The organism is Gordonia sp. 852002-10350_SCH5691597, assembly GCF_001665715.1.
In the GTDB taxonomy this organism is placed as follows: domain Bacteria; phylum Actinomycetota; class Actinomycetes; order Mycobacteriales; family Mycobacteriaceae; genus Gordonia; species Gordonia sputi.
This window is the reverse complement of record NZ_LZMO01000185.1, coordinates 1-22,079: the sequence shown is the minus strand read 5'-3', so window position 1 is coordinate 22,079 and position 22,079 is coordinate 1. Positions and strand designations below refer to the sequence as shown.

At 66.2% G+C, this 22,079-nt stretch carries 20 protein-coding genes; 10 read left to right on the top strand and 10 right to left on the bottom strand.

Going from position 1 to position 22,079, the window contains the following annotated elements; genetic code table 11:
- Nucleotides 1-133: 133 nt before the first annotated feature.
- A complete protein-coding gene (locus A5777_RS13055) occupies nt 134-574 on the bottom strand; it encodes a LysM peptidoglycan-binding domain-containing protein (RefSeq protein ID WP_231895053.1) in 441 nt (146 codons plus the stop codon).
- A gap of 410 nt (nt 575-984) precedes the next feature.
- On the opposite strand from A5777_RS13055, the gene lexA reads away from it, so the two are divergent.
- A complete protein-coding gene (gene lexA / locus A5777_RS13050; RefSeq protein WP_064862998.1) occupies nt 985-1,725 on the top strand; it encodes a transcriptional repressor LexA in 741 nt (246 codons plus the stop codon).
- Between the two features lie 45 nt (nt 1,726-1,770).
- Here lexA and ptsP read toward each other — a convergent pair whose 3' ends face one another.
- The gene (ptsP, locus tag A5777_RS13045; RefSeq protein WP_082933661.1) at nt 1,771-3,486 is read right to left on the bottom strand and encodes a phosphoenolpyruvate--protein phosphotransferase; all 1,716 of its coding nucleotides are present in this window, start codon (nt 3,484-3,486) and stop codon (nt 1,771-1,773) included.
- A gap of 272 nt (nt 3,487-3,758) precedes the next feature.
- Here ptsP and A5777_RS13040 point away from each other — a divergent pair, with 272 nt between their 5' ends.
- From A5777_RS13040 to A5777_RS13025, 4 genes are all read left to right on the top strand, one after another.
- Nucleotides 3,759-4,529, top strand: coding sequence for a DeoR/GlpR family DNA-binding transcription regulator (locus A5777_RS13040; protein ID WP_064862956.1), 771 nt, complete (start codon nt 3,759-3,761; stop codon nt 4,527-4,529).
- On the top strand, nt 4,526-5,491 hold the full coding sequence (locus tag A5777_RS13035; protein WP_064862955.1) for a 1-phosphofructokinase family hexose kinase: 966 nt from the start codon (nt 4,526-4,528) through the stop codon (nt 5,489-5,491). The genes A5777_RS13040 and A5777_RS13035 overlap by 4 nt, the downstream gene beginning before the upstream one ends.
- Nucleotides 5,492-5,592: 101 nt before the next feature.
- Nucleotides 5,593-7,686 carry a PTS fructose transporter subunit IIABC gene (locus A5777_RS13030; RefSeq protein WP_064862954.1) on the top strand — a complete coding sequence of 698 codons (2,094 nt, stop codon included), beginning with the start codon at nt 5,593-5,595 and terminating at the stop codon, nt 7,684-7,686.
- Between the two features lie 42 nt (nt 7,687-7,728).
- On the top strand, nt 7,729-7,989 hold the full coding sequence (locus A5777_RS13025; RefSeq protein WP_005204573.1) for an HPr family phosphocarrier protein: 261 nt from the start codon (nt 7,729-7,731) through the stop codon (nt 7,987-7,989).
- 5 nt (nt 7,990-7,994) lie between these two features.
- Here the strand turns inward: A5777_RS13025 and hflX are convergent, their stop codons facing one another.
- The 4 genes from hflX to A5777_RS13005 form a co-directional block, all read right to left on the bottom strand.
- Nucleotides 7,995-9,566 (bottom strand): GTPase HflX, encoded by a 1,572-nt coding sequence (gene hflX, locus A5777_RS13020; RefSeq protein ID WP_005204565.1) that lies wholly within the window; start codon nt 9,564-9,566, stop codon nt 7,995-7,997.
- Nucleotides 9,567-9,647: 81 nt separating this feature from the next.
- Nucleotides 9,648-10,550 (bottom strand): diaminopimelate epimerase, encoded by a 903-nt coding sequence (gene dapF / locus A5777_RS13015; RefSeq protein ID WP_005204564.1) that lies wholly within the window; start codon nt 10,548-10,550, stop codon nt 9,648-9,650.
- 26 nt (nt 10,551-10,576) lie between these two features.
- On the bottom strand, nt 10,577-11,482 hold the full coding sequence (gene miaA, locus A5777_RS13010; protein ID WP_005204563.1) for a tRNA (adenosine(37)-N6)-dimethylallyltransferase MiaA: 906 nt from the start codon (nt 11,480-11,482) through the stop codon (nt 10,577-10,579).
- Between the two features lie 41 nt (nt 11,483-11,523).
- The gene (locus tag A5777_RS13005; protein ID WP_331710596.1) at nt 11,524-12,375 is read right to left on the bottom strand and encodes a hypothetical protein; all 852 of its coding nucleotides are present in this window, start codon (nt 12,373-12,375) and stop codon (nt 11,524-11,526) included.
- Nucleotides 12,376-12,524: 149 nt separating this feature from the next.
- On the opposite strand from A5777_RS13005, the gene A5777_RS13000 reads away from it, so the two are divergent.
- Nucleotides 12,525-13,919, top strand: coding sequence for a DUF349 domain-containing protein (locus tag A5777_RS13000; protein ID WP_064862953.1), 1,395 nt, complete (start codon nt 12,525-12,527; stop codon nt 13,917-13,919).
- Nucleotides 13,920-13,942: 23 nt separating this feature from the next.
- On the opposite strand, the gene A5777_RS12995 is transcribed toward A5777_RS13000, so the two are convergent.
- Nucleotides 13,943-14,638 carry an Rv2732c family membrane protein gene (locus A5777_RS12995; RefSeq protein WP_005204560.1) on the bottom strand — a complete coding sequence of 232 codons (696 nt, stop codon included), beginning with the start codon at nt 14,636-14,638 and terminating at the stop codon, nt 13,943-13,945.
- Nucleotides 14,639-14,748: 110 nt separating this feature from the next.
- Complete coding sequence (gene miaB / locus A5777_RS12990; RefSeq protein ID WP_231895052.1) at nt 14,749-16,296, bottom strand: tRNA (N6-isopentenyl adenosine(37)-C2)-methylthiotransferase MiaB; 1,548 nt, start codon at nt 16,294-16,296, stop codon at nt 14,749-14,751.
- Nucleotides 16,297-16,477: 181 nt separating this feature from the next.
- Here miaB and A5777_RS12985 point away from each other — a divergent pair, with 181 nt between their 5' ends.
- The 4 genes from A5777_RS12985 to A5777_RS12970 all read left to right on the top strand — a co-directional run bounded on the left by A5777_RS12985 (nt 16,478) and on the right by A5777_RS12970 (nt 19,875).
- A complete protein-coding gene (locus A5777_RS12985) occupies nt 16,478-17,206 on the top strand; it encodes an amino acid ABC transporter ATP-binding protein (protein ID WP_064862994.1) in 729 nt (242 codons plus the stop codon).
- Between the two features lie 118 nt (nt 17,207-17,324).
- Complete coding sequence (locus A5777_RS12980) at nt 17,325-18,284, top strand: glutamate ABC transporter substrate-binding protein (RefSeq protein ID WP_197500824.1); 960 nt, start codon at nt 17,325-17,327, stop codon at nt 18,282-18,284.
- Nucleotides 18,285-18,298: 14 nt separating this feature from the next.
- On the top strand, nt 18,299-18,970 hold the full coding sequence (locus A5777_RS12975; RefSeq protein ID WP_005204550.1) for an amino acid ABC transporter permease: 672 nt from the start codon (nt 18,299-18,301) through the stop codon (nt 18,968-18,970).
- Nucleotides 18,967-19,875, top strand: a complete 909-nt coding sequence (locus A5777_RS12970; RefSeq protein ID WP_064862952.1) for an amino acid ABC transporter permease — start codon at nt 18,967-18,969, stop codon at nt 19,873-19,875. Before A5777_RS12975 ends, A5777_RS12970 begins: the two co-directional genes overlap by 4 nt.
- 2 nt (nt 19,876-19,877) lie before the next feature.
- On the opposite strand, the gene A5777_RS12965 is transcribed toward A5777_RS12970, so the two are convergent.
- Together A5777_RS12965 and recA are read right to left on the bottom strand one after the other, a co-directional pair.
- Complete coding sequence (locus A5777_RS12965; protein ID WP_064862992.1) at nt 19,878-20,435, bottom strand: regulatory protein RecX; 558 nt, start codon at nt 20,433-20,435, stop codon at nt 19,878-19,880.
- Between the two features lie 16 nt (nt 20,436-20,451).
- On the bottom strand, nt 20,452-21,495 hold the full coding sequence (recA, locus tag A5777_RS12960; protein ID WP_005204544.1) for a recombinase RecA: 1,044 nt from the start codon (nt 21,493-21,495) through the stop codon (nt 20,452-20,454).
- Nucleotides 21,496-22,079 lie beyond the last annotated feature (584 nt).

Below are 22,079 nucleotides of genomic sequence, written 5' to 3'. Positions count from 1 at the left end.
GCGAATCTCGGGACGCAGCGGCTCCGTCGGTCTGGCGTGGTCCGATCGTCTGACGACCGGCGGAAGCGAGACCGCAGCGGTGACCGTGTCGGTTTCCGACTGGACCCTGTGACATCGAGAATACCGCCAGCGCTTAGCGGTACGCGGGTGTGACAAGCGGTTGGCCAACGCGCAGCCCGCTCGACGGCAGATCGTTGAGGTCGATGATCTCGTCGATCACGGTTTGACGCGGCATATCGGGCGCGACCCGCGCCGCGATCGAGCTCAGCGATTCGCCGGAACGCACATGGACCACCTGCGTAGAGGTCGAAGCCGGCATGCTCGCCCGCTGGTAGTCGGCACCGATGGTCCCGACCACCCACACGGTCAGTGCCAAACCGATTCCCGCGAGCACCGCCAATATCGCAGCCCGTCGTCGACGGGCCGCCACCAGCTCGCCGACGCCACCGGCGCATCGCGTGCCTGCGGGACGCGTAGAGGTGCCGTGATCGAACGTGATCCGATGTCGACGCTGCGGCGAGACGTCTGCGCCGGCTGCCCGTCGGACCTCACTTGTTCGAACACGTCCCGCCACACGCAGCTCTTCGCTACGGACGGCATTCGACGGCGCGCGTCCACTGACCACCGTGGCGCGGTGAACCCGGGAACGAGGCGTTTGTTCAGGTCGAGGGGGTGCAGATCGGGCGGTCGGCGGTGTTGCCACGGATGCACTCGACGTGCTGGGAACCGAGCGGGTCACCGGGTTTGTCATCAGGCTGGTCATCGCTACCTCCAATGGTCGATCAAGCGTTCGATGAACTGATGTTCGAGTTCTACCAGAGGGGTCCGACAAAGTCCTGCGACACGTCGAACAAATGTTTGATGTTGTCCGTGGCCTCCGCTACTGTCGGCGCCAGACGATGGAAGAAAGACGCACCCACCCCGCTTCACAACAGCAGCCAGTTCACAACAGCAGCCGCTTCAAGATCAGGAAGGACGGAACCGATGACAGAGAAGTCACGACGCAGCCCGTCGTCGCCCAAGGGCAACGGTCGCAGCGTCGAGGGAAAGAAGAGCGAAGGCGGCGAGGAGGCACCGATCCATCCGGCCGTCGCCGAGGCCACACTCACCGGTCGCCAGCGTGACGTCCTCGATGTGATCCGAAAGTCGGTACGCGAGCGTGGATATCCGCCGAGCATTCGAGAGATCGGCGACGCCGTCGGCCTCACCTCCACCTCATCGGTCGCTCACCAGTTGCGCACCCTCGAGCGCAAGGGCCTGCTGAAACGGGACGCCAACCGTCCGCGAGCGGTCAACGTCTCCGAGGCTCCCGACGCACCGCACTCCGATGCCATCAACGGAGATCTCCCGACGCCCACGTTCGTTCCGGTACTCGGCCGTATCGCGGCGGGCGGTCCGATTCTCGCGGAGGAGGCGGTCGAAGACGTCTTTCCGCTCCCGCGTGAGCTCGTCGGTGAGGGCTCGTTGTTCCTGCTCCGCGTCGTCGGCGAATCGATGATCGACGCCGCGATCTGCGACGGCGACTGGGTCGTCGTACGTCAGCAGAACGTCGCCGACAACGGCGACATCGTCGCAGCGATGATCGACGGCGAGGCGACGGTGAAGACCTTCAAACGCAAAGACGGCCACGTCTGGCTGATGCCGCACAACCCGCTCTTCGATCCGATCCCCGGAGACGACGCCGCCATCCTCGGCAAGGTCGTGACGGTCATGCGTCGGGTGTGATGCACTGAACCTGGCCCCGCAGGTCACTGACCAGCGGGGCCTATATCAGTGGTCGAGTTTTTCGGCAGCGGCACGTCGGGCGAGTGCCGGACTCGAGGTCGCAAGCGCGGCAGCTGCCGCGGTCCGGCACTGCTCCATGGTTACCGTCGACAGCTTCGCCCCGACTGCTGCTGTCGCGGCCGGAGCCGCCGACAGCGAGGTGACTCCCAGTCCGACGAGCACACACGCGAGCGACGGGTCGGCCGCGGCCTCACCACAGACGCCGACGGGCTTGCCCTGCTGGGCGCCGGCCGTCGCGACCTGAGAGATGAGTGCGAGCACCGCGGGTTGCCACGGGTCGGTCAGTTCGGCGAGTTCTGCCGACATCCGGTCGGCCGCCATCGTGTACTGCGTGAGGTCGTTGGTTCCGATCGACACGAAGTCGACCTCAGCCAGAATCGCCGGCGCCAGGATCGCCGCAGCCGGGATCTCGATCATCACTCCAGCCGTCAGACCACGCTGACGGACGAGATCGGCGAACTGTGCGGCCTCCGCGGCCGTGGCGATCATCGGTGCCATGACCCACGGCGTCGTACCGGATTCTTCTGCCGCGCGCGCGATCGCGTCGAGCTGAGTTCGCACGATTTCGGGGTGGTCATCGCCGATTCGGTTACCGCGTACGCCGAGTGCGGGGTTCGCCTCGTCCGGGTGCTCGATGAAGGCCAGCGGCTTGTCCGAACCGGCGTCGAGCGTTCTGATGACGACTTTCTGGCCCGCGAACGCTTCGAACACGTCGCGGTACAGACGTGTCTGCTCGTCGACATCGGGTTCCTCTGCCCGGTCGAGAAATGCCAACTCGGTGCGGAACAGCCCGATCCCCTCGACCGGCGCATCGGCCGCGCGACGCGCCGACACACCATCGGCGACATTCGCCAGGATGGCGACGTCGGTGCCGTCAGCAGTCCGGCCAGGGCCACGCCACGCAGCAACAAGCGCTGCCTCCGCAACACTGCGCTCGACGAGTTCGCGCGCCTCGGACTCCTCCGGTTCGACGGTGATCGACCCCGCACCGCCGTCGAGCAAAACCATTGTGCCGCTGGTGATCTCACTCAATCGAGCCACGGCGACCACGCACGGGATGCCCAATTGACGCGCGATGATGGCGGTATGACTGGTCGGTCCGCCGAGACGCGTGGCCAGCCCGACGATCACAGCGGGATCGAGCCCCGCGGTATCCGCGGGAGCGAGGTCGTCCGCGAAGAGGATCGACGGTTGGCTCGGCGTCGGAATTCCCGGCTCCGGCCGGCCGAGCAACTCGGCGACCACCCGGTCACGCACGTCGTTGAGGTCGGTGATCCGCTCTGCCATCAACCCGCCGAGTTTGGCGAACATCTCGGAGAACTGCGCCGTGGCCGCGACTGCGGCAGCAGGTGCCGACGCCCCCTTCGAGACACGGGACTTTGCCGCACCGATCCATCCCCGATCCTCGGCCAACCCGGCGGTCGCGGCAAGAACCTCGGCCGCAGCTCCCGACGCGTGTGATGCGCGATCACGCAGTCTGCCCGCGACGACTGCCGCGGCGGCGACGAGACGTTCCGACTCCGTGTCCCGCTCGCCCTCGGCGAGGACGCGATCAGTGCCGAGTGACGTCTCGTCGTACTCGACGCGCCCACCCGGCCACAACACCGGCCCGTAGGCAAACCCCGCGACGACGGGTGTTCCCGTCAACTCTCCCTGACCGTTCATGGTGACCCGATTCTCCGTTACCAGGTGATTCTCCATTGCGTCTGCTGCCTTCCGGGTCGATCGGCCGGGTGCGGTGATCTGTGAGGAATACCCGGCGTCGTGAATTTCTGTGATCAAAGTTACTCGAAACGCTTGACTTGTCAACACACACGGGCGTAAACACAGATATATCAACATCGAATCCCACACAGAACCAATCACGCGGTGATCCACAGAACACAGATCCGCAGAAGCCAGATCCACAGAACACAGACCCCACAGATGGTTCGCCGGAAGGTGAGCCACACACCACAGATCGGAGTCGACAGGTGTACGCCGAAGAGCGACAGCGAGCAATAGCCGATCAGGTGCGCGCGCACGGTCGCGCATCCGTGACAGCTCTCGCCGACAGGTTCGACGTGACGAGTGAAACCGTGCGCCGCGACCTCGCAGTGCTCGAGCGCAGCGGTAGCGTGCAGCGCGTCCACGGCGGAGCAGTCAAGGCCGGGACGGTCGAGGTAGTCAACGAGCTGGGACTCGCCCAACGCGAGTCCTCCCACACCGCAGAGAAGGCAGCGATCGCCCGCGGTGCGATTCGGTTTCTGCCCTCGGACGGTGGATCGGTCATCTTCGATGCCGGAACCACCACCTACCAGGCCGCCAAGCTGCTGCCCGCCGATCGCAGGCTCACGGTGATCTCGACGAGCCTCCAGCTCGGGCAGGCCCTCACCGCACACGAACGGGCCACCCTGCTCATGGTCGGCGGTCGGGTCCGTGGGCTCACGCAGGCTGCGGTCGGCGCCGAGACCGTCGCAGCACTCGGAAAGATGCGGGCATCTGTTGCCTTCGTCGGCACGAATGGGATCAGTGAGGGCCACGGCCTGTCCACCCCCGACGCGGAAGAAGCCTCGGTCAAGTCGGCCATCGTGGCTGCCGCGCAGCGCGTCGTGGTGCTGGCCGACTCGTCGAAGATGGGTCGCGAGGACTTCAGCTCGTTCGCTCCGCTCGACGAGGTGGACGTCCTGATCACCGACGACGGCATCGACCCCGAGTTCTCGGCGGCGCTCTCGGCACACGGCATCGAGGTCGTGATCGCATGATCCTCACAGTCACAGCCAACCCGAGTCTCGACCGCACCCTGGAGATCACAGGACCGTTGATGCGGGGCGAGGTGCAACGCAGTACCTCCACCCGGGTCGAGCCCGGCGGCAAGGGCGTCAACGTGTCCCGCGTCGTCGCGGAAGCCGGCATCCCCACCGTCGCGGTACTACCCGCGCACGCCGACGACCCGCTGCTCACGGCCCTCGACGCCGTCGCACTGCCGTACCGCACGGTCGACATCGACGGTCAGATCCGAACCAATATCACGGTGGCCGAGAACGACGGGACGACCACGAAGATCAATGCGCCCGGTCACACCCTCACGCCTGCAGAACTCGACGAACTGACAGCGCTCGTACTCGAGGGCGTCGAGGACGCGTCGTGGGTGGCGCTGTGTGGCTCGATTCCGCCGGGAGTTCCCGACGACTGGTATCGCCGCATCTCCGACCGCCTCGTCGACAGCGGACGCCGCGTGGCGATCGACACGTCGGGCGCACCCCTGGGCGCGGCGATGTCGGGTCCCGTCGACCTGATCAAACCCAACGACGAAGAACTCGCCGAGGTCAGTGGTATCGACCCTGCCGAACTGGCCGCTGCCGTCGCCTCGGGCGACTACCTGCCGGTCGTGACGGCATCGCGAACGCTGATCGCCACCACGCAGGGAGCGGTACTCGCGACCCTCGGTGCGGCGGGTGCGGTACTCACGACCGCTGAGGGTAGCTGGCTGGCCACTCCCCCGCCGATCGTGCCGCGCAGCACCGTCGGAGCAGGCGACGCATCGCTGGCCGGGTACCTCATCGCGTACACGGCGGGCGCCTCCGAACCCGATCGTCTCCGCACGGCAGTCGCCTACGGCTCGGCGGCCGCCGGGCTGGCAGGGACGCAGCCGCCACTTCCGGCACAGGTCGACGTCGACTCGGTCGATGTCGTCGAACTCTCAGGAGCCGCCCCGATCACGTGACCCCCACAGCCTCCAGTTCCTGTACACGAATCGCCACGACGCTCACCGACCAGAACCGGAACACTCGCTCTCCGGACCACACAGAAATCGAAGGAAAACCCATGTCCGACAACATCATCACCGCAGCGACGGTGCATCTCGATGTCGACGCAGGCAGTGATCCCGCCGCCGTCATCACCTATCTCGCCGAGAATCTCGGCGAGGCCGGGCGCACGACCGATCCGTCCGAACTGAGCCGCGCCGCACTGGCCCGCGAGGCGAAGTCGGCAACCGGGCTACCCGGTGGGATCGCGATTCCTCACGCACGCGCCGCATCGGTCACCACCGCCAGCCTTGCCTTCGCGCGGCTGTCGAACAAGGTCGACTTCGGCGCACCCGACGGCCCGGCCGACCTGGTGTTCCTCATCGCGGCACCCGAGGGCGCTGCCTCCGACCACATGAAGCTGCTGAGCTCGCTCGCGCGAGCGCTCGTGCGTCCCGACTTCGTCGCCGCCCTCCGCGAGGCGCCGAGTGACGAGCGCGTCGTCGAACTGGTGGATGAAGCCATCAACCCTGCGCCGGCAGGCTCCACGTCGACATCCGCCGCGCCTGCTGCGGGCGCGGCCGCCGCTGCCGCAGTCCCGGCAGCAGGCACGAAGACCGCGAAGACACTAGGTGGTTCCGATTCGCAGAAGCGCCCCTCGATCGTCGCGATCACCGCGTGCCCCACCGGCATCGCACACACCTACATGGCAGCGGACGCGCTCAAGTACGCCGCGGAGCGGGCAGGCGTCGACTTCCATGTCGAGCCGCAGGGCTCGTCGGGCACCACGCCGTTCACCCCCGACGTCATCGCAGGCGCCGACGCCGTCATCTTCGCCACCGACGTCGGTGTGAAGGGCAAGAGTCGCTTCAGCGGAAAGCCGGTCATCGAGTCCGGGGTCAAGCGCGCGATCAACGAACCCGACAAGATGATCGCAGAGGCTGTGGAGGCGTCGCGTAGTCCGCATGCCGCACGCGTCGACGGGTCGGCGGACGACGGTGCCGGTGCAGCGGAGGGATCGGCGTCGAGCCTGTCATTCGGCAAAAAGATCCAACAGGCACTCATGACCGGTGTCAGCTACATGATCCCGTTCGTCGCGGCAGGCGGACTGCTGATCGCGTTGGGCTTCCTGCTCGCCGGGTACCAGATCGCCAACAAGACACTCGATTCATCCAAGACGCTGTCCGACGGCGCCTACATCGCGCTGCACAACAGCCTCTGGGATCTGCCCGCTGGCGGTCTCGGCCAGTACCTCGGCGGTGTCAGTTTCGCGATCGGCGCGCTCGCCATGAGCATGCTGGTACCTGTCCTCGCGGGTTACATCTCGTTCGCGATAGCCGACCGTCCCGGTATCGCACCCGGCTTCGTCGCAGGCCTGGTCTCGGTTGCCGTGGGCGCGAGCTTCATCGGTGGTCTGATCGGCGGCCTCATCGCGGGCGCCGTGTGCCTGGCGATCTCGCGACTTCCGTTGCCGCAGTGGGCACGCGGGCTACAGCCGGTCATCATCATCCCGCTGTTCGGGAGTCTGATTGTCGGCGGTCTGATGTTCATGTTGCTCGGCAAGCCGCTCGCCTGGGTCACCACCCAGCTCACCGACGGTCTCAACAGCATGAGCGGCAGCTCCAAGATCGTCCTCGGCGTGGTCCTCGGACTCATGATGTGCTTCGACCTCGGCGGACCGGTCAACAAGGCCGCGTACCTCTTCGCCACCACCGGCCTCGCCATCGGCGACACACCCCAGCTCGAAATCATGGCAGCGGTCATGTGCGCAGGCATGGTTCCGCCGCTCGCGATGGCACTCGCCACCGTCATCCGCCCCGGACTGTTCACCGAGCCCGAGCGTGAAAACGGTAAGGCTGCTTGGTTCCTCGGCGCCGCATTCATCTCCGAGGGTGCAATCCCGTTCGCCGCAAAAGACCCGGTGCGCGTGATTCCGTCGATGATGGCGGGCGGCGCACTCGCCGGTGCACTGATCATGGCCTTCGGGGTCACGCAGCGCGCTCCGCACGGCGGCATCTTCGTCTTCTTCACGATGAACCACTGGCTGCTCTTCCTCGCAGCGCTTGCGGCGGGTACGGTCCTCGGCACGGTGTGCGTCGTCGCGGCCAAGCAGTTCGGTCGCTCGTCGAGCCGACAGACTTCGGCACCCGAGCTGGAGACCATCCCCGCCTGAGATCTCACGTCCCGACATAACCCATCTGCAAAGGAGCAACCCATGCCAAGCACCACCGTCGAGGTCGGATCAGCCGTCGGATTGCACGCGCGACCCGCAACGATCATCGCCGAGGCAGTCGCCGACGCCGGCACACCCGTGACGATCTCGGTCGTCGGAGGCGAACCGGTCGACGCGGGATCGGCATTGCTGATCATGACGCTCGGCGCCGAGAAGGGCACCGCGGTCGTCGTCGAATCCGACGATCAGGCAACGCTCGACGCCATCGCGAAGCTCGTCGCCGCCGACCTCGACGCCGAGTAGGCCTGCTACTGGGCCAACGAGGCCAGTTCTCCCGCCAGCGCCGAGGGCACACGGACACGCATCCGGGTGCCCTCGGTGCTGTGGTCTGTGGCGAGTACCTCGCCCTCGCGGTGAATCCGTGACACCAGGTCGCCTCGCGTGAACGGGATGTCGACGGTGAGCTCCACGTCGTCGCGACCCACGAACTCACGGACCGCCTCGAACAGCTCAGGCAGTCCCTCACCGGTGCGCGCCGAGACGTACACGACGCCCGCTGAGTTGGGTCCGTGCGTACTACCGCCCGCGCCGAGCATGCCGCGCAATTCGGTGAGCCTGGACGCATCGATGGCATCGATCTTGTTGATCACCAACAACTCCGGAGGCGGCGCGACTCCCTCTTCTGCCACGACGTCGTTGATGACCCGTCGGACCGCCGTGATCTGTTCCGCGGGGAACGGGTCGCTGCCGTCGACGACGTGCAGTACGAGATCAGCGTCGACGACCTCCTCCAGCGTCGACCGGAATGCCTCGACGAGTTGCGTGGGGAGGTGGCGGACGAAGCCGACGGTGTCGGTGAAGACCAGTTCGCGACCGTCCTCGAGAGTCGCACGGCGCGTCGTCGGATCGAGGGTCGCGAACAGCGCATCCTGCACGAGCACACCAGAACCCGTCATCGCGTTGACCAGACTCGACTTACCCGCGTTCGTGTATCCCGCGACGGCGATGCGCGGCACAGCACCCCGCAGTCGTGCGGACCGCTTCGTGGTGCGGGCCGTGCGCATTTCGCGAATCTCGCGGCGCAGCTTGGCCATTCGCTCGCGGATGCGCCGGCGATCGGTCTCGATCTTCGTCTCACCCGGTCCGCGCAGGCCGACGCCGCCGTTGCTACCCGCGCGGCCACCGGCCTGACGGGACATCGATTCACCCCAACCACGCAGACGCGGGAGCATGTACTCCATCTGCGCGAGGGCCACCTGCGCCTTGCCCTCACGCGAACTCGCATGCTGGGCGAAGATGTCGAGGATGAGGGCCGTCCGGTCGATCACCTTGACCTTGACGACCTTCTCCAACGCGGTCAACTGCGCTGGCGTCAACTCGCCGTCGCAGATGACGGTGTCGGCGCCGGTGTCGGCGACGACGTCGCGCAACTCCTGGGCCTTGCCCGAACCGATGAAGGTCGCGGGGTCGGGTGAGGATCGTCGCTGGATCACCGCTTCGAGAACCACGGAACCCGCGGTCTCTGCGAGCGCTGCCAGCTCCTCCATGTTCGCCTTCGCTGCGGCCGCGGTGCCCTCGGTCCAGACGCCGACGAGCACCACGCGCTCGAGGCGCAGTTGTCGGTATTCGACCTCGGTGACGTCGGTGAGCTCTGTCGAAAGCCCCGCGACGCGCTGCAGCGAGGCGCGATCGGAGAGCGCGAGCTCGCCGGTCGTCGGCGTGTGGGCACGGTCGCGGGAATCGTCGTGATCGCCGAAATCTGCGGGGTCGACGAGATCGTCGGGATCGATCAGATCGCGGGAAAGGTCGATCGCGGGTGCGTTCGCGTCGACGGGACGGGTGTCGTGCAGGTCATGTACCTGTGGTGATGTTTCGGTCATACACCATCCATGGTGACACGCCGACGGCCCGTCGAGCACGTGGATATCTGCCGAGCCGCCATGCAGCGTGCCCGCGGCACGTCAGTCGACGCGATACCAACCTGCCCGGAATCGGCCGTCGGCCACCAGTGCGGACGGTCCTCGCAGCGTCGCGTGACCGTCGGCAACCGTGACCGTCACCCTTCCGCCTGGCACGTCGATGACCATCTCGCCCGCGTCGCGGCCGAGGGTCTGCAGGCCCGCTGCTGCCGCCGCGACCAGCCCCGTTCCGCAACTCCTGGTCTCTCCGACACCGCGCTCGAAGACACGCATCGTGGCGTGCAGACCACCACGCGGTCCGTCCTCGGGGGAGGTCAGCAGTTCGACGTTGGCGCCGTGCGGAAAGACGCCGTCGGGTAGGACGACGCCGGTCGAGAAGTCGATCGCGGCGAGGTCGGACGTCGACATGTCGGGCACCACGCACGCCAGGTGTGGGTTGCCGACGTCGACCGCGACACCCGGGTAGAGGTCGTCGCCGATCCGCACGGTCGCGTCCTCGCCGAGCAACACCCGACCCATCCGCACACTGACGTCGGCGCAGAGGTCGTCGAACGAGTGCACCACCACGGGACGTCCGCCTGCGCGCGAACCCACCGTGAACTCGTCGGACTCGGTCAGCCCGGTGGCCCGCAGGTAGTGGGCGAAGACGCGGACTCCGTTGCCACACATCTCGGCGATGGAGCCGTCGGCGTTGCGATAGTCCATGAACCAGTCGTCGGGCTCGACGCCGTCGGGCAGCTCATCGAGGACGCCCGCGCGCACCAGGGCCACCGCCCGCGCGACGCGGAGCATGCCGTCTGCGCCGATACCGCGTTGACGATCGCAGACCGCCGCCACGAAGTCGGTGGTCAGGTCGAGTTCGACCGCCGGGTCGGTGAGCACGACGAAGTCGTTCTGGGTGCCGTGCCCCTTGACGTAGGTCACTGCCTCGCTGATCGTCGTCACCCGTCCAGACTACGTGCGGGTCGTCCTCAGACCTCCGCCGCGGCGAGCGTGGCGTCGAGGAGGGCGGGAGTCGCGGCGTCGAGCCAGTGAATGCGGTGATCGCGGCGGAACCACGAACGCTGCCTGCGGACGTACCTGCGGGTGCCGATGAAGGTCAGTTCTTCTGCTGTCGCAAGGTCGTACTCGCCGTCCAGCGCGGCAAGTGTCTGCGCGTATCCGATGGCTCGACGAGCAGTGACGCCCTCGCGCAGACCTGCGTCGACGAGCCCGTGCACCTCGTCGACGAGCCGGTTCGCGAACATCAGCCGAGTCCGCAGCGCGATGCGTTCGTCCAGTTCTGCGGTGTCGCGGTCCAGTGCGAGAATCTTTGTCCCCCAACGTGGTTCACCGATCTTCGGCGCCGACGCCGCGAATGGCTCCCCGGTCAGTTCGACCACCTCGAGCGCGCGCACGATGCGTCGTGCATCGGTAGCGAGGATCGACGCCGCCGCAGCCGGGTCGACGGATGCGAGATGTCGATGCAGCGCCACGACACCGATCTCGTCGAGCATCGCCTCGTACCGTGCGCGCACCGCGGGGTCGGTTGCCGGGAACCGCCAGTTGTCGAGCAGACCTTGGATGTACATCATCGAGCCGCCGACGATCACCGGCGTGCGGCCGGCGGCGAGCAGCGAGTCGATGTCGGCCGACGCGGCTTCCTGATAGCGCGCGACGGTGGCCGTCTCGGTGACGTCGAGCACGTCGAGTTGATGGTGGGCGATGCCTCGCCGCTCCCGTGGGGGCAGCTTGGCCGTGCCGATGTCCATGCCGCGGTACTGCTGCATGGCGTCGATGTTGACGATGTCGCCGTCGAGTCGTTCCGCGAGGTCGAGCGCGAGGTCGGATTTCCCGGTGGCGGTCGGACCGACGACGGCGATCGGGGTCACGTCCACGGCTCCGACACTCCTTGGCCCGACATTCCTTGGCCCGACACTCACGGCGTGTCCCCTGGCGTCCACGCCGCGACGACGTAGCCGACACCGAACGGGGCGTCGGAGTAGAGCACCTTGGCAGTCATCGGGCTGTCGCCGACGAGCCCAGCGACGACCTGCCATGCCGCCCGCCCGGCCACTCCCTCGGCATCGCACGTGGCAACGTCGAGTCCGCGAAGTACGTCGACATCCGCTGCCGCGATTCCGTCGACGATGCGCTGCTGGAGTTCGACGGCGCTGTCACGTCGGCCGCCACCGGGCGCCTTCGGGGTGAGTGCCGTCGCGCCGTCGGCCACGACCAGTACCCCGATCGGCTCGGGATCGGAGGAGATCTCGGCCGACAGTGCTCTCCCGAGCTCGCAGGCGACTTCGGGCCGTACGTCGGGGTCGACGACGACCGGACGCACCGACTCGGCGTCGACCTGTCCGCGTAGCCACCCGGCGATCAACATCGACAGTGGCAGGCGTCCGGGGGGTCGCTCACCGCCCACGCGTTCCAGGGAGACCGGCACGTCGACGCCGAACCTGCCGAAACCGCCCACCGTCGGAATTGACCGTGACGCCAGGGGATCACCCGCGGCGGCGTCGTCGCCGGATCTCACAGGGGCGATGTAGTCGTCGGATCTCACAGGGGCGATGAAGTCGTCGGCCCCCACCGCCACCCAGCGCGTGGCGTGTCGGGCGAGCAGCACGCCCGCATCGCGGACAGCAGAACGGGCCTCGAGGGTGTCCACCGCGTCCGGACCCGCGAGTTCGGGAACCAACAGCGGTGCGCTCGGGACGAAAACAACGCATGCCAGCACACCGTCGACGCTAGCCGACGTCATGCCCGACGCCGCCGGGAGCACCGACACACCCGCCCTCGTGTCAGCGATGTCGCGCAGGCCGCACATCGAGAACCCTGACCTGCTTGAATAGGTGAAGTCCTGGCGTCAACCGCTCAGGACTATGTGAAAGGCAGCCGTGACGCGCGGCACCACTGACGCTGTGAGGGGACCACACCATGACGAGCGAAGACACCAGCGGACCGGCCACACCCGCATCCGGGTCCACCCCCGGCCCCCGGCCAGGCCCGCCGAAGCCGGGTCCCAAACCCGGCCCTCGACCCGGTCCCGGACCGAAGCCTGCCGCGCAGGCACCGACCCCCGTTCCTGCGGTCGTCGTCGCCAAACACGCATCGTTCGATCCCCGCGAGTTCGGGCGTATCGATGAGCAGGGCGTCGTCTGGCTCATCACCCCGAACGGCGAGCGTGAGATCGGGTCGTGGCAGGCGGGCACCATCGACGAGGGCCTCGCCCATTTCGCGCGTCGATACTCCGACCTCGAGACCGAGGTGGAGATTCTCGAAGAGCGCCTCGCCGCACGCACCGGCGATCCGCGCAAGTCACAGGCTGCAGCCAAACACCTCCTCGACACCCTCCCCGAGGCCAGCGTTATCGGCGATGTCTCGGCCATTGAACAGCGGCTGACCGTCATCGTCGGAAGCGCCGACGACGTCGCCGACTCGCTGAAGGCCGAGCGTGAAGAGGCTTGCGCCGCCGTGATTGCACGCAAAGAGGAGCTCGCTACCGAGGCCGAGGCCATCGGAGCCGAATCCACCCAGTGGAAGACCGCAGGCGATCGACTGCGCGCGATCCTCGACGAGTGGAAGACCATCAAAGGCATCGACCGTAAGACCGACGACGCGCTGTGGAAGCGATACTCGAAGGCGCGCGACGCGTTCAATCGCCGACGCGGCGCCCACTTCGCCGATCTAGATCGGGAACGCGCGGGTGCCAAGGCGCGTAAAGAGGAGCTGATCGCACGGGCCGAGGCGTTGTCGTCGTCGACCGATTGGGGTCCGACCGCGGGCGCCTTCCGCGAACTCCTCGCCGAATGGAAGGCATCCGGTCGGGCACCGCGCGACGCCGACGAGGCACTGTGGCAACGGTTCAAAGCCGCCCAGGACGTCTTCTTCGCCGCCCGCAACGCGGCATCGTCCGAGCGCGACGCCGAGTTCAACGCGAACGCGACGGCGAAGATCGCTCTGCTCGACGCCGCGGAGAAATCCATCGATCCCGCATCCGACCTCGACGGTGCGCGCCGCGAGTTCCGGACGTTCCGGGAGAAGTGGGACGAGCTCGGCAAGGTGCCGCGCGAACAGATGCACAGCCTCGAGGGCCGTGCGCGCGCGTTGGAGAAGCGGATTCGCGACGCCGAGGATGCTCAGTGGCAGCGCACCGACCCCGAGGCGCTCGCGCGCGCCGCGCAATTCGCCGACCGCGCAGCACAACTCGAGGACCAGGCGGCCAAAGCTGCCGAGCGCGGCAAGAACCGAGACGCGGAGAAACTGCGCGAGCAGGCAGCACAGTGGCGCGAGTGGGCGCAGGCCGCACAGAGCGCCATCGCCGACCGCTAGCGGGGCAGAGCCCGCTCGGACCTTCAGTGCTCGCCGGGGCGCTGCTGCAGTTTGCGTGCGGCCTCCTCGCGTGCCACCGCTTCCCGACGACGCTCCTCTTCGAGCGCGAGGTGGTAGGTGCTGCGGGCCCACACGACGCGTGACCAGTGGAAGGTGAGCACGAGCAGGGCCAACCAGCCGATGACAAGCCCCGCGCCGACACCCGACGGCGGTGCCACTCCCCCGACGCCAGGGGTGTTCCGCGACCACCACGCGAGCATGCCTGCCACGCAGCCGATCGCGCACCCGCACAACGCAATCCACGCGATCACCCATCGTCGGGTGACCAGCGCGAGCATCGACCCGAAGATTCCGAACACCACCAGGAACCAGACGAACACCTTCGAGACCACTGCGACACGTTCGGTCGCGGCAGCCGCGGACGACGTCAGCACGTCGAATCCGTTCGCCGAACCGGTGTGCGGCAGTAGCAGCGACCCCATCGCCACGAGCACCGCGACAGCGACCACGACCGCGCGGGCACCCGGATCGATCTCACCCGCGACCTTGCGTTCGGCCTTGCGGAGATCGTCTGCGTACTGCGCGAACTCGGCGTCGTCACTTCCAGCGCCCTGCGCGGTCCTGCCGCTTGCGGCGTCTTCCGCGGGTATGCCACCAGTGGCCCGTTGGGCCGTCGGCATCCGGTCGTCGGTGTTGTCCTCGCGCGGCTCGTCGCTCATCTCGCGCCTCTCATCTCTCGTCGCTCGCTGGTGCTTGGCAGTTCATGTGGTTCGGCAGTTCACGGAGCCCGGCAGATCACGGATGCCCGGCGGGTCATACCGATGGTTCATCAACCGCAGGCGCCCGAAGAACACCCGGTGGAGACGGCCGTAGGCATCGGCGACGGTCCCACCCCCGGCATACCGAGTCCGACGCCGACCGGCGCCGTCGTCGGGGTGGCGTCGAGTTCGTGTGCGTCACCTGCACGGGTTCTGCGATGCGACGCGATGGTCCCGTCGGCGATGAGGTGATGCGGCGCGGCGTCGGTGACGGTGGTGACCACGACGTCGCCGGGTCGCACGGCGTCGGCCGCGTCGCCGGCACGGAAGTGCACCAGTCGCCCGTCGCGCGCACGGCCTGTCAGCCGCCCCGTGTCAGCGGATTTGCGCCCGGAATCCGCCGCGACCAGCAGCTCGACCTCGGTGCCGATGAGGTTCCGGTTCTCGGTGAGGCAGATGCGCTCTTGCAGCGCGATCAATCGTTGGTAGCGCTCGCTGACGACCTCCGGCGGCACCTGATCGGGCATTGTTGCCGCAGGTGTACCCGGCCGAGGCGAGTACTGGAAAGTGAACGCACTCGAGAACCGCGCACGCTCGACCACGTCGAGCGTCGCGGCGAAGTCCTCTTCGGTCTCGCCGGGGAATCCGACGATGATGTCGGTGGTGATCGCGGCGCGCGGCATCGCGTCGCGCACCTTGTCGAGGATGCCGAGGAATTTGGTCGTGCGATAGCTGCGTCGCATGGCCCGCAGGATGCGATCCGAACCCGACTGCAGCGGCATGTGAAGCTGCGGGCAGACGTTGGGTGTCTGCGCCATGGCATCGATGACGTCGTCGGTGAACTCTGCCGGATGCGGCGAGGTGAATCGGACGCGTTCAAGGCCGTCGATGTCGCCGCAGGCGCGCAGCAGGTCGGCGAACGCGCCGCGATTGCGGGGTAGTTCGGGATCGGCGAACGACATCCCGTAGGCGTTGACGTTCTGCCCGAGCAACGTCACCTCGAGCACGCCCTGATCGACGAGCGCTTTCACCTCGGCGAGCACGTCGCCGGGGCGTCGATCAACCTCTTTGCCGCGCAACGACGGAACGATGCAGAAAGTGCACGTGTTGTTGCAACCGACGGACACCGACACCCACCCGGAGTAGGCCGAGTCACGTTTGGCCGGCAGCGTCGACGGGAAGGCTTCGAGTGAATCGAGGATCTCGACCTGCGCCTCCTCGTTGTGTCGGGCGCGGTCGAGCAGTGCGGGCAGCGAACCGATGTTGTGCGTACCGAAGACGACGTCGACCCACGGCGCCTTGCGCAACACCGTGTCCTTGTCCTTCTGCGCGAGACATCCGCCGACCGCGATCTGCATGCCGGGTCGTCGTGTCTTCACCGGCGCGAGGTGCGACAGGTTGCCGTACAGCTTGTTGTCGGCGTTCTCACGGATCGCGCACGTGTTGAACACGACGAGATCGGCATCGCCGTCCTCGTCGGCGCGCACGTAACCGGCATCCTCGAGAAGACCCGCGATGCGCTCGGAATCATGCACGTTCATCTGGCAGCCATAGGTACGCACCTGATAGCTGCGCCCCGATTGCGGCAGCTCATGCCGCTCCGACAACTCCGTACTCACTGGATCCAGGGTACGGTGCCGGTGCAAATCGCCGTCACGGTCACCACGCGCGCAACGCCGAGGTTCTCATTCACCGCGCCTGTAAGGGTTTCCGGCATTAGTGTCGACGGTTATGACCGATTCACCGACAGGGGGTTCGGCGGTCGGACCCGCGACCCCGGCTCCCGCATCCGGAACCAACATGATCGTGCTCAAGAATGTGCAAAAGCACTTCGGCGAGCTGCACGTCCTCAAGGACATCGACCTCGAGGTCCCCGCCGGACAGGTGGTCGTGGTGCTCGGCCCATCAGGCTCGGGCAAGTCGACGCTGTGCCGCACGATCAACCGGCTCGAACCCATCGACTCCGGTGAGATCTTCGTCGAGGGACGGCCACTCCCCGAGGAAGGCCGCGACCTGGCCACTCTGCGCGCCGACGTCGGAATGGTCTTCCAGTCGTTCAACCTGTTCGCGCACAAGACAATTCTGCAGAACGTCACACTCGCGCCGACCAAGGTCCGCAAGAAGAACAAGGCCGACGCCGAGAAGCGCGCACTCGAACTCCTCGAACGCGTCGGCATCGCCAGTCAGAAGGACAAGTACCCCGCGCAACTCTCCGGCGGCCAGCAACAGCGCGTCGCGATCGCACGCGCACTCGCCATGGACCCGAAGGTGATGTTGTTCGACGAGCCGACGTCGGCTCTCGACCCCGAGATGGTCAACGAGGTGCTCGACGTGATGGTCTCGCTGGCCAAGGAGGGCATGACCATGCTCGTGGTCACCCACGAGATGGGCTTCGCCCGCAAGGCCGCCGACCGAGTGATCTTCATGGCCGACGGCGCGATCGTCGAGGACACCGATCCGGACAGCTTCTTCGACAGTCCGCAGTCCGAACGCGCGAGGGACTTCCTCGGCAAGATCCTGGGCCACTGACATGGCCGACACGTCGCCGACGACGCGTCGGCATGCCTCCGGGCACCCGCCTGTAGACACCACTGCCCTACGGAAACGGCCTGGCCGCCGAACCATCGCACTCGCGGTATTTCTCCCCGTGTGTGCGCTCTTTGTCTCGCTACTCGCCGGCTGTGGGAGCACCGAGCCGAAGAACCTGCTCGACTCGATCCGCAGCGGAGAGGTCGTGCTCGGCACCAAGTTCGACCAGCCGGGGCTGGGAATCTACAACCCGGACAAGTCCATGAGCGGTTTCGACCCGGCCGTCTCCACCTACGTCGTCAATCACATCGCCGACTCGCTCGGAGTGGCCCACCCGAAGATCTCGTGGCGCGAGACTCCGTCGGCTCGACGCGAGGCCATGATCGAGCACGGTGAGGTCGACATGATCGCCGCCACGTACTCGATCAACGAGAACCGCGCGAAGAAGGTCGACTTCGGTGGCCCCTACCTGATCACGTATCAGGGGCTGATGGTGCGCAAGTCCGACGAGTCGATCCAGAATCTGCCCGATCTCGGCAAGGGCAAGAAACTGTGCTCGGTCACCGGCTCGACGTCGGCACAGAACGTCAAGGCACAACTGCCCAATATCGAACTGCAGGAATATGATTCGTACTCCGCGTGCGTCGAGGCGCTACGTCGGGGCAAGGTCGACGCACTGACCACCGACGAATCGATCCTCGCGGGCTACTCCAACTTCTGGAAGGGCGAGTTCCGTCTGGTGGAGATGACCTACCTCAAGGACGCATGCGTCAAGAAGGCTCTGAAGGCGGCGGGGACCCCGTTCTCCACTGAGCGCTACGGGATCGGTTTGGCCAAGGGCGACTCGGAGTCGGTCACCAAGGTGAACGAAGCCCTCGACTCCATGCTGAAGCCGAGCGCCGACAACGGTCCGTCACCGTGGATCAGCGCACTGCGCAAGAGCCTCGGCGACGACTACGTCAACGAGATCCAGCAGCGCGCGGATAAGCCCGGATCAAAGTTCGCGTTCACGCCGAAGCCCGGAGACCTCGCATTCCTCGAATCGAAGTCCACACCGTGCCCAGCGGGCCTGAAGTGAGGAGGTGACCAGTCGTGAGTGAACTCTGGGAAGATATGGGGCCGCAGTTGTGGCCCGCGTTCTGGGTGACGATCCAATTGACGTTCTGGTCGGCGATCGGTTCCCTGATCTGGGGCACCATCCTGGCCGGGATGCGGGTCTCCCCCGTGCCCGTGATGCGTGGCTTCGGTACGACGTACGTCAATATCGTGCGCAACACACCACTGACCCTGATCGTGCTGTTCGCGGCGATCGGGCTGTATCAGAATCTCGGCCTGACATTCTCGTCGACCATCAAGACCAATAACTTCTGGCTCGCTGTCCTCGCGTTCATCGTCTATACGTCGACATTCGTCTGTGAGACGCTGCGCGCGGGTTTCAACACCGTTCCACTGGGGCAGGCCGAAGCCGCGCGATCGCTCGGGCTCTCCTTCACCCAGGTGTTCGGCATCATCGTGCTCCCGCAGGCAACTCGAGCGACGATCGGCCCGATGGGCAGCGTGCTCATCGCACTGACCAAGAACACCACTATCGCCTCGGTGATCGGCGTCGCCGAAGCCGCGGCACTGATGAAAACGGAGATCGAGTCGTTTGCCGACCAACTACTGGTCATCTTCGCGGTGATCGCTGTCGGATTCATGATCATCACGCTCAGCGAGGGCGCCGTCTTCGGTTGGCTCGCAAAGCGATGGGCGGTCAAGCGATGAGCGACAAGGCAACCGTCCTCTACGACGCTCCCGGCCCCCGGGCGCGCGTCCGCAACGCGATCGTGGCCGTCGTCTTCATCGCAATCCTCGTCGCGATCTTCGCGTACGTGATCGCGGTGTTCGCGGGCAACGACCAGTTCACCGCCGAGAAGTGGAAGCCATTCGTCACGTGGAGCACCTGGACCGGATACATCTTCCCCGGTCTGTGGCGCACCCTTGCCGCGGCAGCGCTCTCGATTGTGCTCGCGCTGATACTCGGTTCCATCCTGGGCATCGGACGGCTGTCGGATCACGCCTGGGTACGCGGGCTGTGCACCGTGCTGGTCGAGGTGTTCCGCGCGATTCCCGTGCTGATCCTGATGCTGTTCCTGTGGTTCTTCTTCGCCCAATACGGAGTGGTGCCATCGTCACAGTTGGCCTTCGCGGCTGTGGTCTGCGGCTTGACGCTCTACAACGGCTCGGTGATGGCCGAGATCCTGCGCTCGGGCATCAAGTCGCTGCCCACCGGGCAGACCGAGGCAGCCAAGGCGCTCGGCATGCGCAAGACACAGATGATGCTGTCGGTTCTGCTCCCGCAGGCCGTCACGGCGATGATGCCCGCGATCATTTCGCAGATGGTCGTTGCCCTCAAGGACACCGCGCTCGGCTATGTCATCGGATACTCCGAGATCATTCACATGGCACAGCTGTCGGCGGCCCGGTACGGCAACTACATCCCGGTTCTCATCGTGATCGCCATCATCCTGATCATCATCAACTTCGCGCTGTCGTCGTTGGCGACGTACATCGAGCGGAGACTGCGGCAGGGTCGCGGCGGTAACACCGACGACGTGCCCCACGCCGATCAGGTCGACCAGGCGGCCATGGAGAACATGCCGATGCCCTCGCCCAAGCCACGGGCCTGACGTCAGTCGGCGGAGGTGATCTCGTCGATCGCCCCGCCGACGACGTCGATCGCCGTGGCCTGCGGGTAGCCGCGTCGGACGAGCATGCCGACCAGGCGTCGAAAGTGCTTGTCGCGCACTGATCTGTCGTTGTCCTCGGCGGCGCGGACAAGCTGCTCGGTCACAGTCGGCGTGAGCTTCCGGTCGACCAGGTTGCGAGCCGCGGCGCGTTCGTCCTCGGGGTCGATCTCATCGAGCGCTCGCTGCACGATCGCGACGTCGACTCCCTTGGCGGCGAGTTCGTGCCGCAACGCGACGCGGCCTCGCCCCGAGTAGGCGTGGCGTGACTGCACCCACTCGGCGGCGAACTCCTCGTCGTCGAGCAGCTTGTGGGCGTCGAGCCGAGTGATCACCTCGTCGACGGTGTCGGCGTCGAATCCTCGGCGCGTCAGACGCTGGGCCATCTCGGAACGGCTACGTGCACGAACCCCGAGGAGCCGGAGTGCAACATCCCACGCGGACGGACCTTTCCGTTCCGTCGTGGACTCACTCGGCTCCCCGGGGTCATGGGGTGAACTCATCGGCGATGCGCGCAGATCAGAATTCCACCGGCGCGGGTGCGATGTCGTCGGCGTCGACGACCGCACCGATACCCAGCTTCTCCTTGATCTTCTTCTCGACCTCGTCGCGGATGTCGGTGTTCTCCAACAAGAACTTTCGGGCGTTCTCCTTGCCCTGGCCGAGCTGGTCGCCCTCGTAGGTGAACCACGAGCCGGACTTGCGGATGAATCCCTCGGCCACACCCATGTCGATGAGTGAGCCCTCCTTGGAGATGCCCTGGCCGTAGAGGATGTCGAACTCGGCCTGCTTGAACGGCGGTGCGACCTTGTTCTTGACCACCTTGACGCGAGTTCGGTTACCCACGGCGTCGGTGCCGTCCTTGAGGGTTTCGATACGACGTACGTCGAGTCGCACCGACGAGTAGAACTTCAGCGCCTTGCCGCCCGTGGTGGTCTCGGGTGACCCGAACATCACGCCGATCTTCTCGCGGAGCTGGTTGATGAAGATCGCGGTGGTCTTGGAACTGCTCAACGCCGACGTCATCTTGCGCAGCGCCTGGCTCATCAGGCGTGCCTGCAGACCGACGTGGCTGTCGCCCATCTCGCCCTCGATCTCGGCGCGAGGCACCAGCGCGGCCACCGAGTCGATGACCAGGATGTCGAGCGCGCCGGAACGGATCAGCATGTCGGCGATCTCCAGAGCCTGCTCACCGGTGTCGGGCTGGGAGACCAACAGTGCATCGGTGTCGACACCGAGCTTGGCCGCATAGTCGGGATCGAGGGCGTGCTCTGCGTCGATGAATGCGGCGATACCACCCGCAGCCTGGGCGTTGGCCACCGCGTGGAGTGCGACGGTGGTCTTACCCGACGACTCCGGGCCGTAGATCTCGACGACACGACCACGAGGCAGACCGCCGATACCGAGCGCGACGTCGAGTGCGATGGAACCGGTCGGAATCACCTCGATCGGCTGCCTGCTCTCCTCACCGAGGCGCATCACCGAGCCCTTGCCGAAGTTCTTGTCGATCTGGGCCAGCGCGAGGTCGAGAGCCTTCTCGCGGTCCTGGGGAGCTGCAGCCATGGAATCTCTCCTTGTTCGGGATGGTTGAGGTTTGTCTGTGCCGTCCTGCGTGCTACGCGCTGAACGTGCTGTCTTCGAGGCCGTTGTTCGTTTCATGTTGCGTTGGACGCTAGTCGGTAGGTCTGACAAAACCGGATCTGGCGAGTCCGGGTCTGGCAAAAACCGGTCTGGCAGAATCTCTGACGCATCCGGGGTCGCTGTGGTTCCACTGAATACAGCATTGCGCGAACACGTGTTCGACGGCAAGTGTGACACGCGGGCGAAGGTCGATTCGCCACCACCCAGTGGCGCCTCCATCCGACAGCAGCGACGTTCGGCCGAAATATCGCATTGACGATCTTTCGTCGAAGAAACAACTAGGGTCGTCGACGTGGGCGGCCGGGGTGACCACGAGCCGAGTACTCGTCGCCGGCTGGCACGCGCAGCGTGCGGAGCGGCGTCGGACGCAGGAACCAACTGTGATGTGTACCCAGGGGTTGCCCCTGGGACGGATCTCTCGATCCACTCTCACCCCGGCCGCCCACGTCGACGACCCTAGTTGTTTCTTCGACGAAAGATCGTCAATGCGATATTTCGGCCGAACG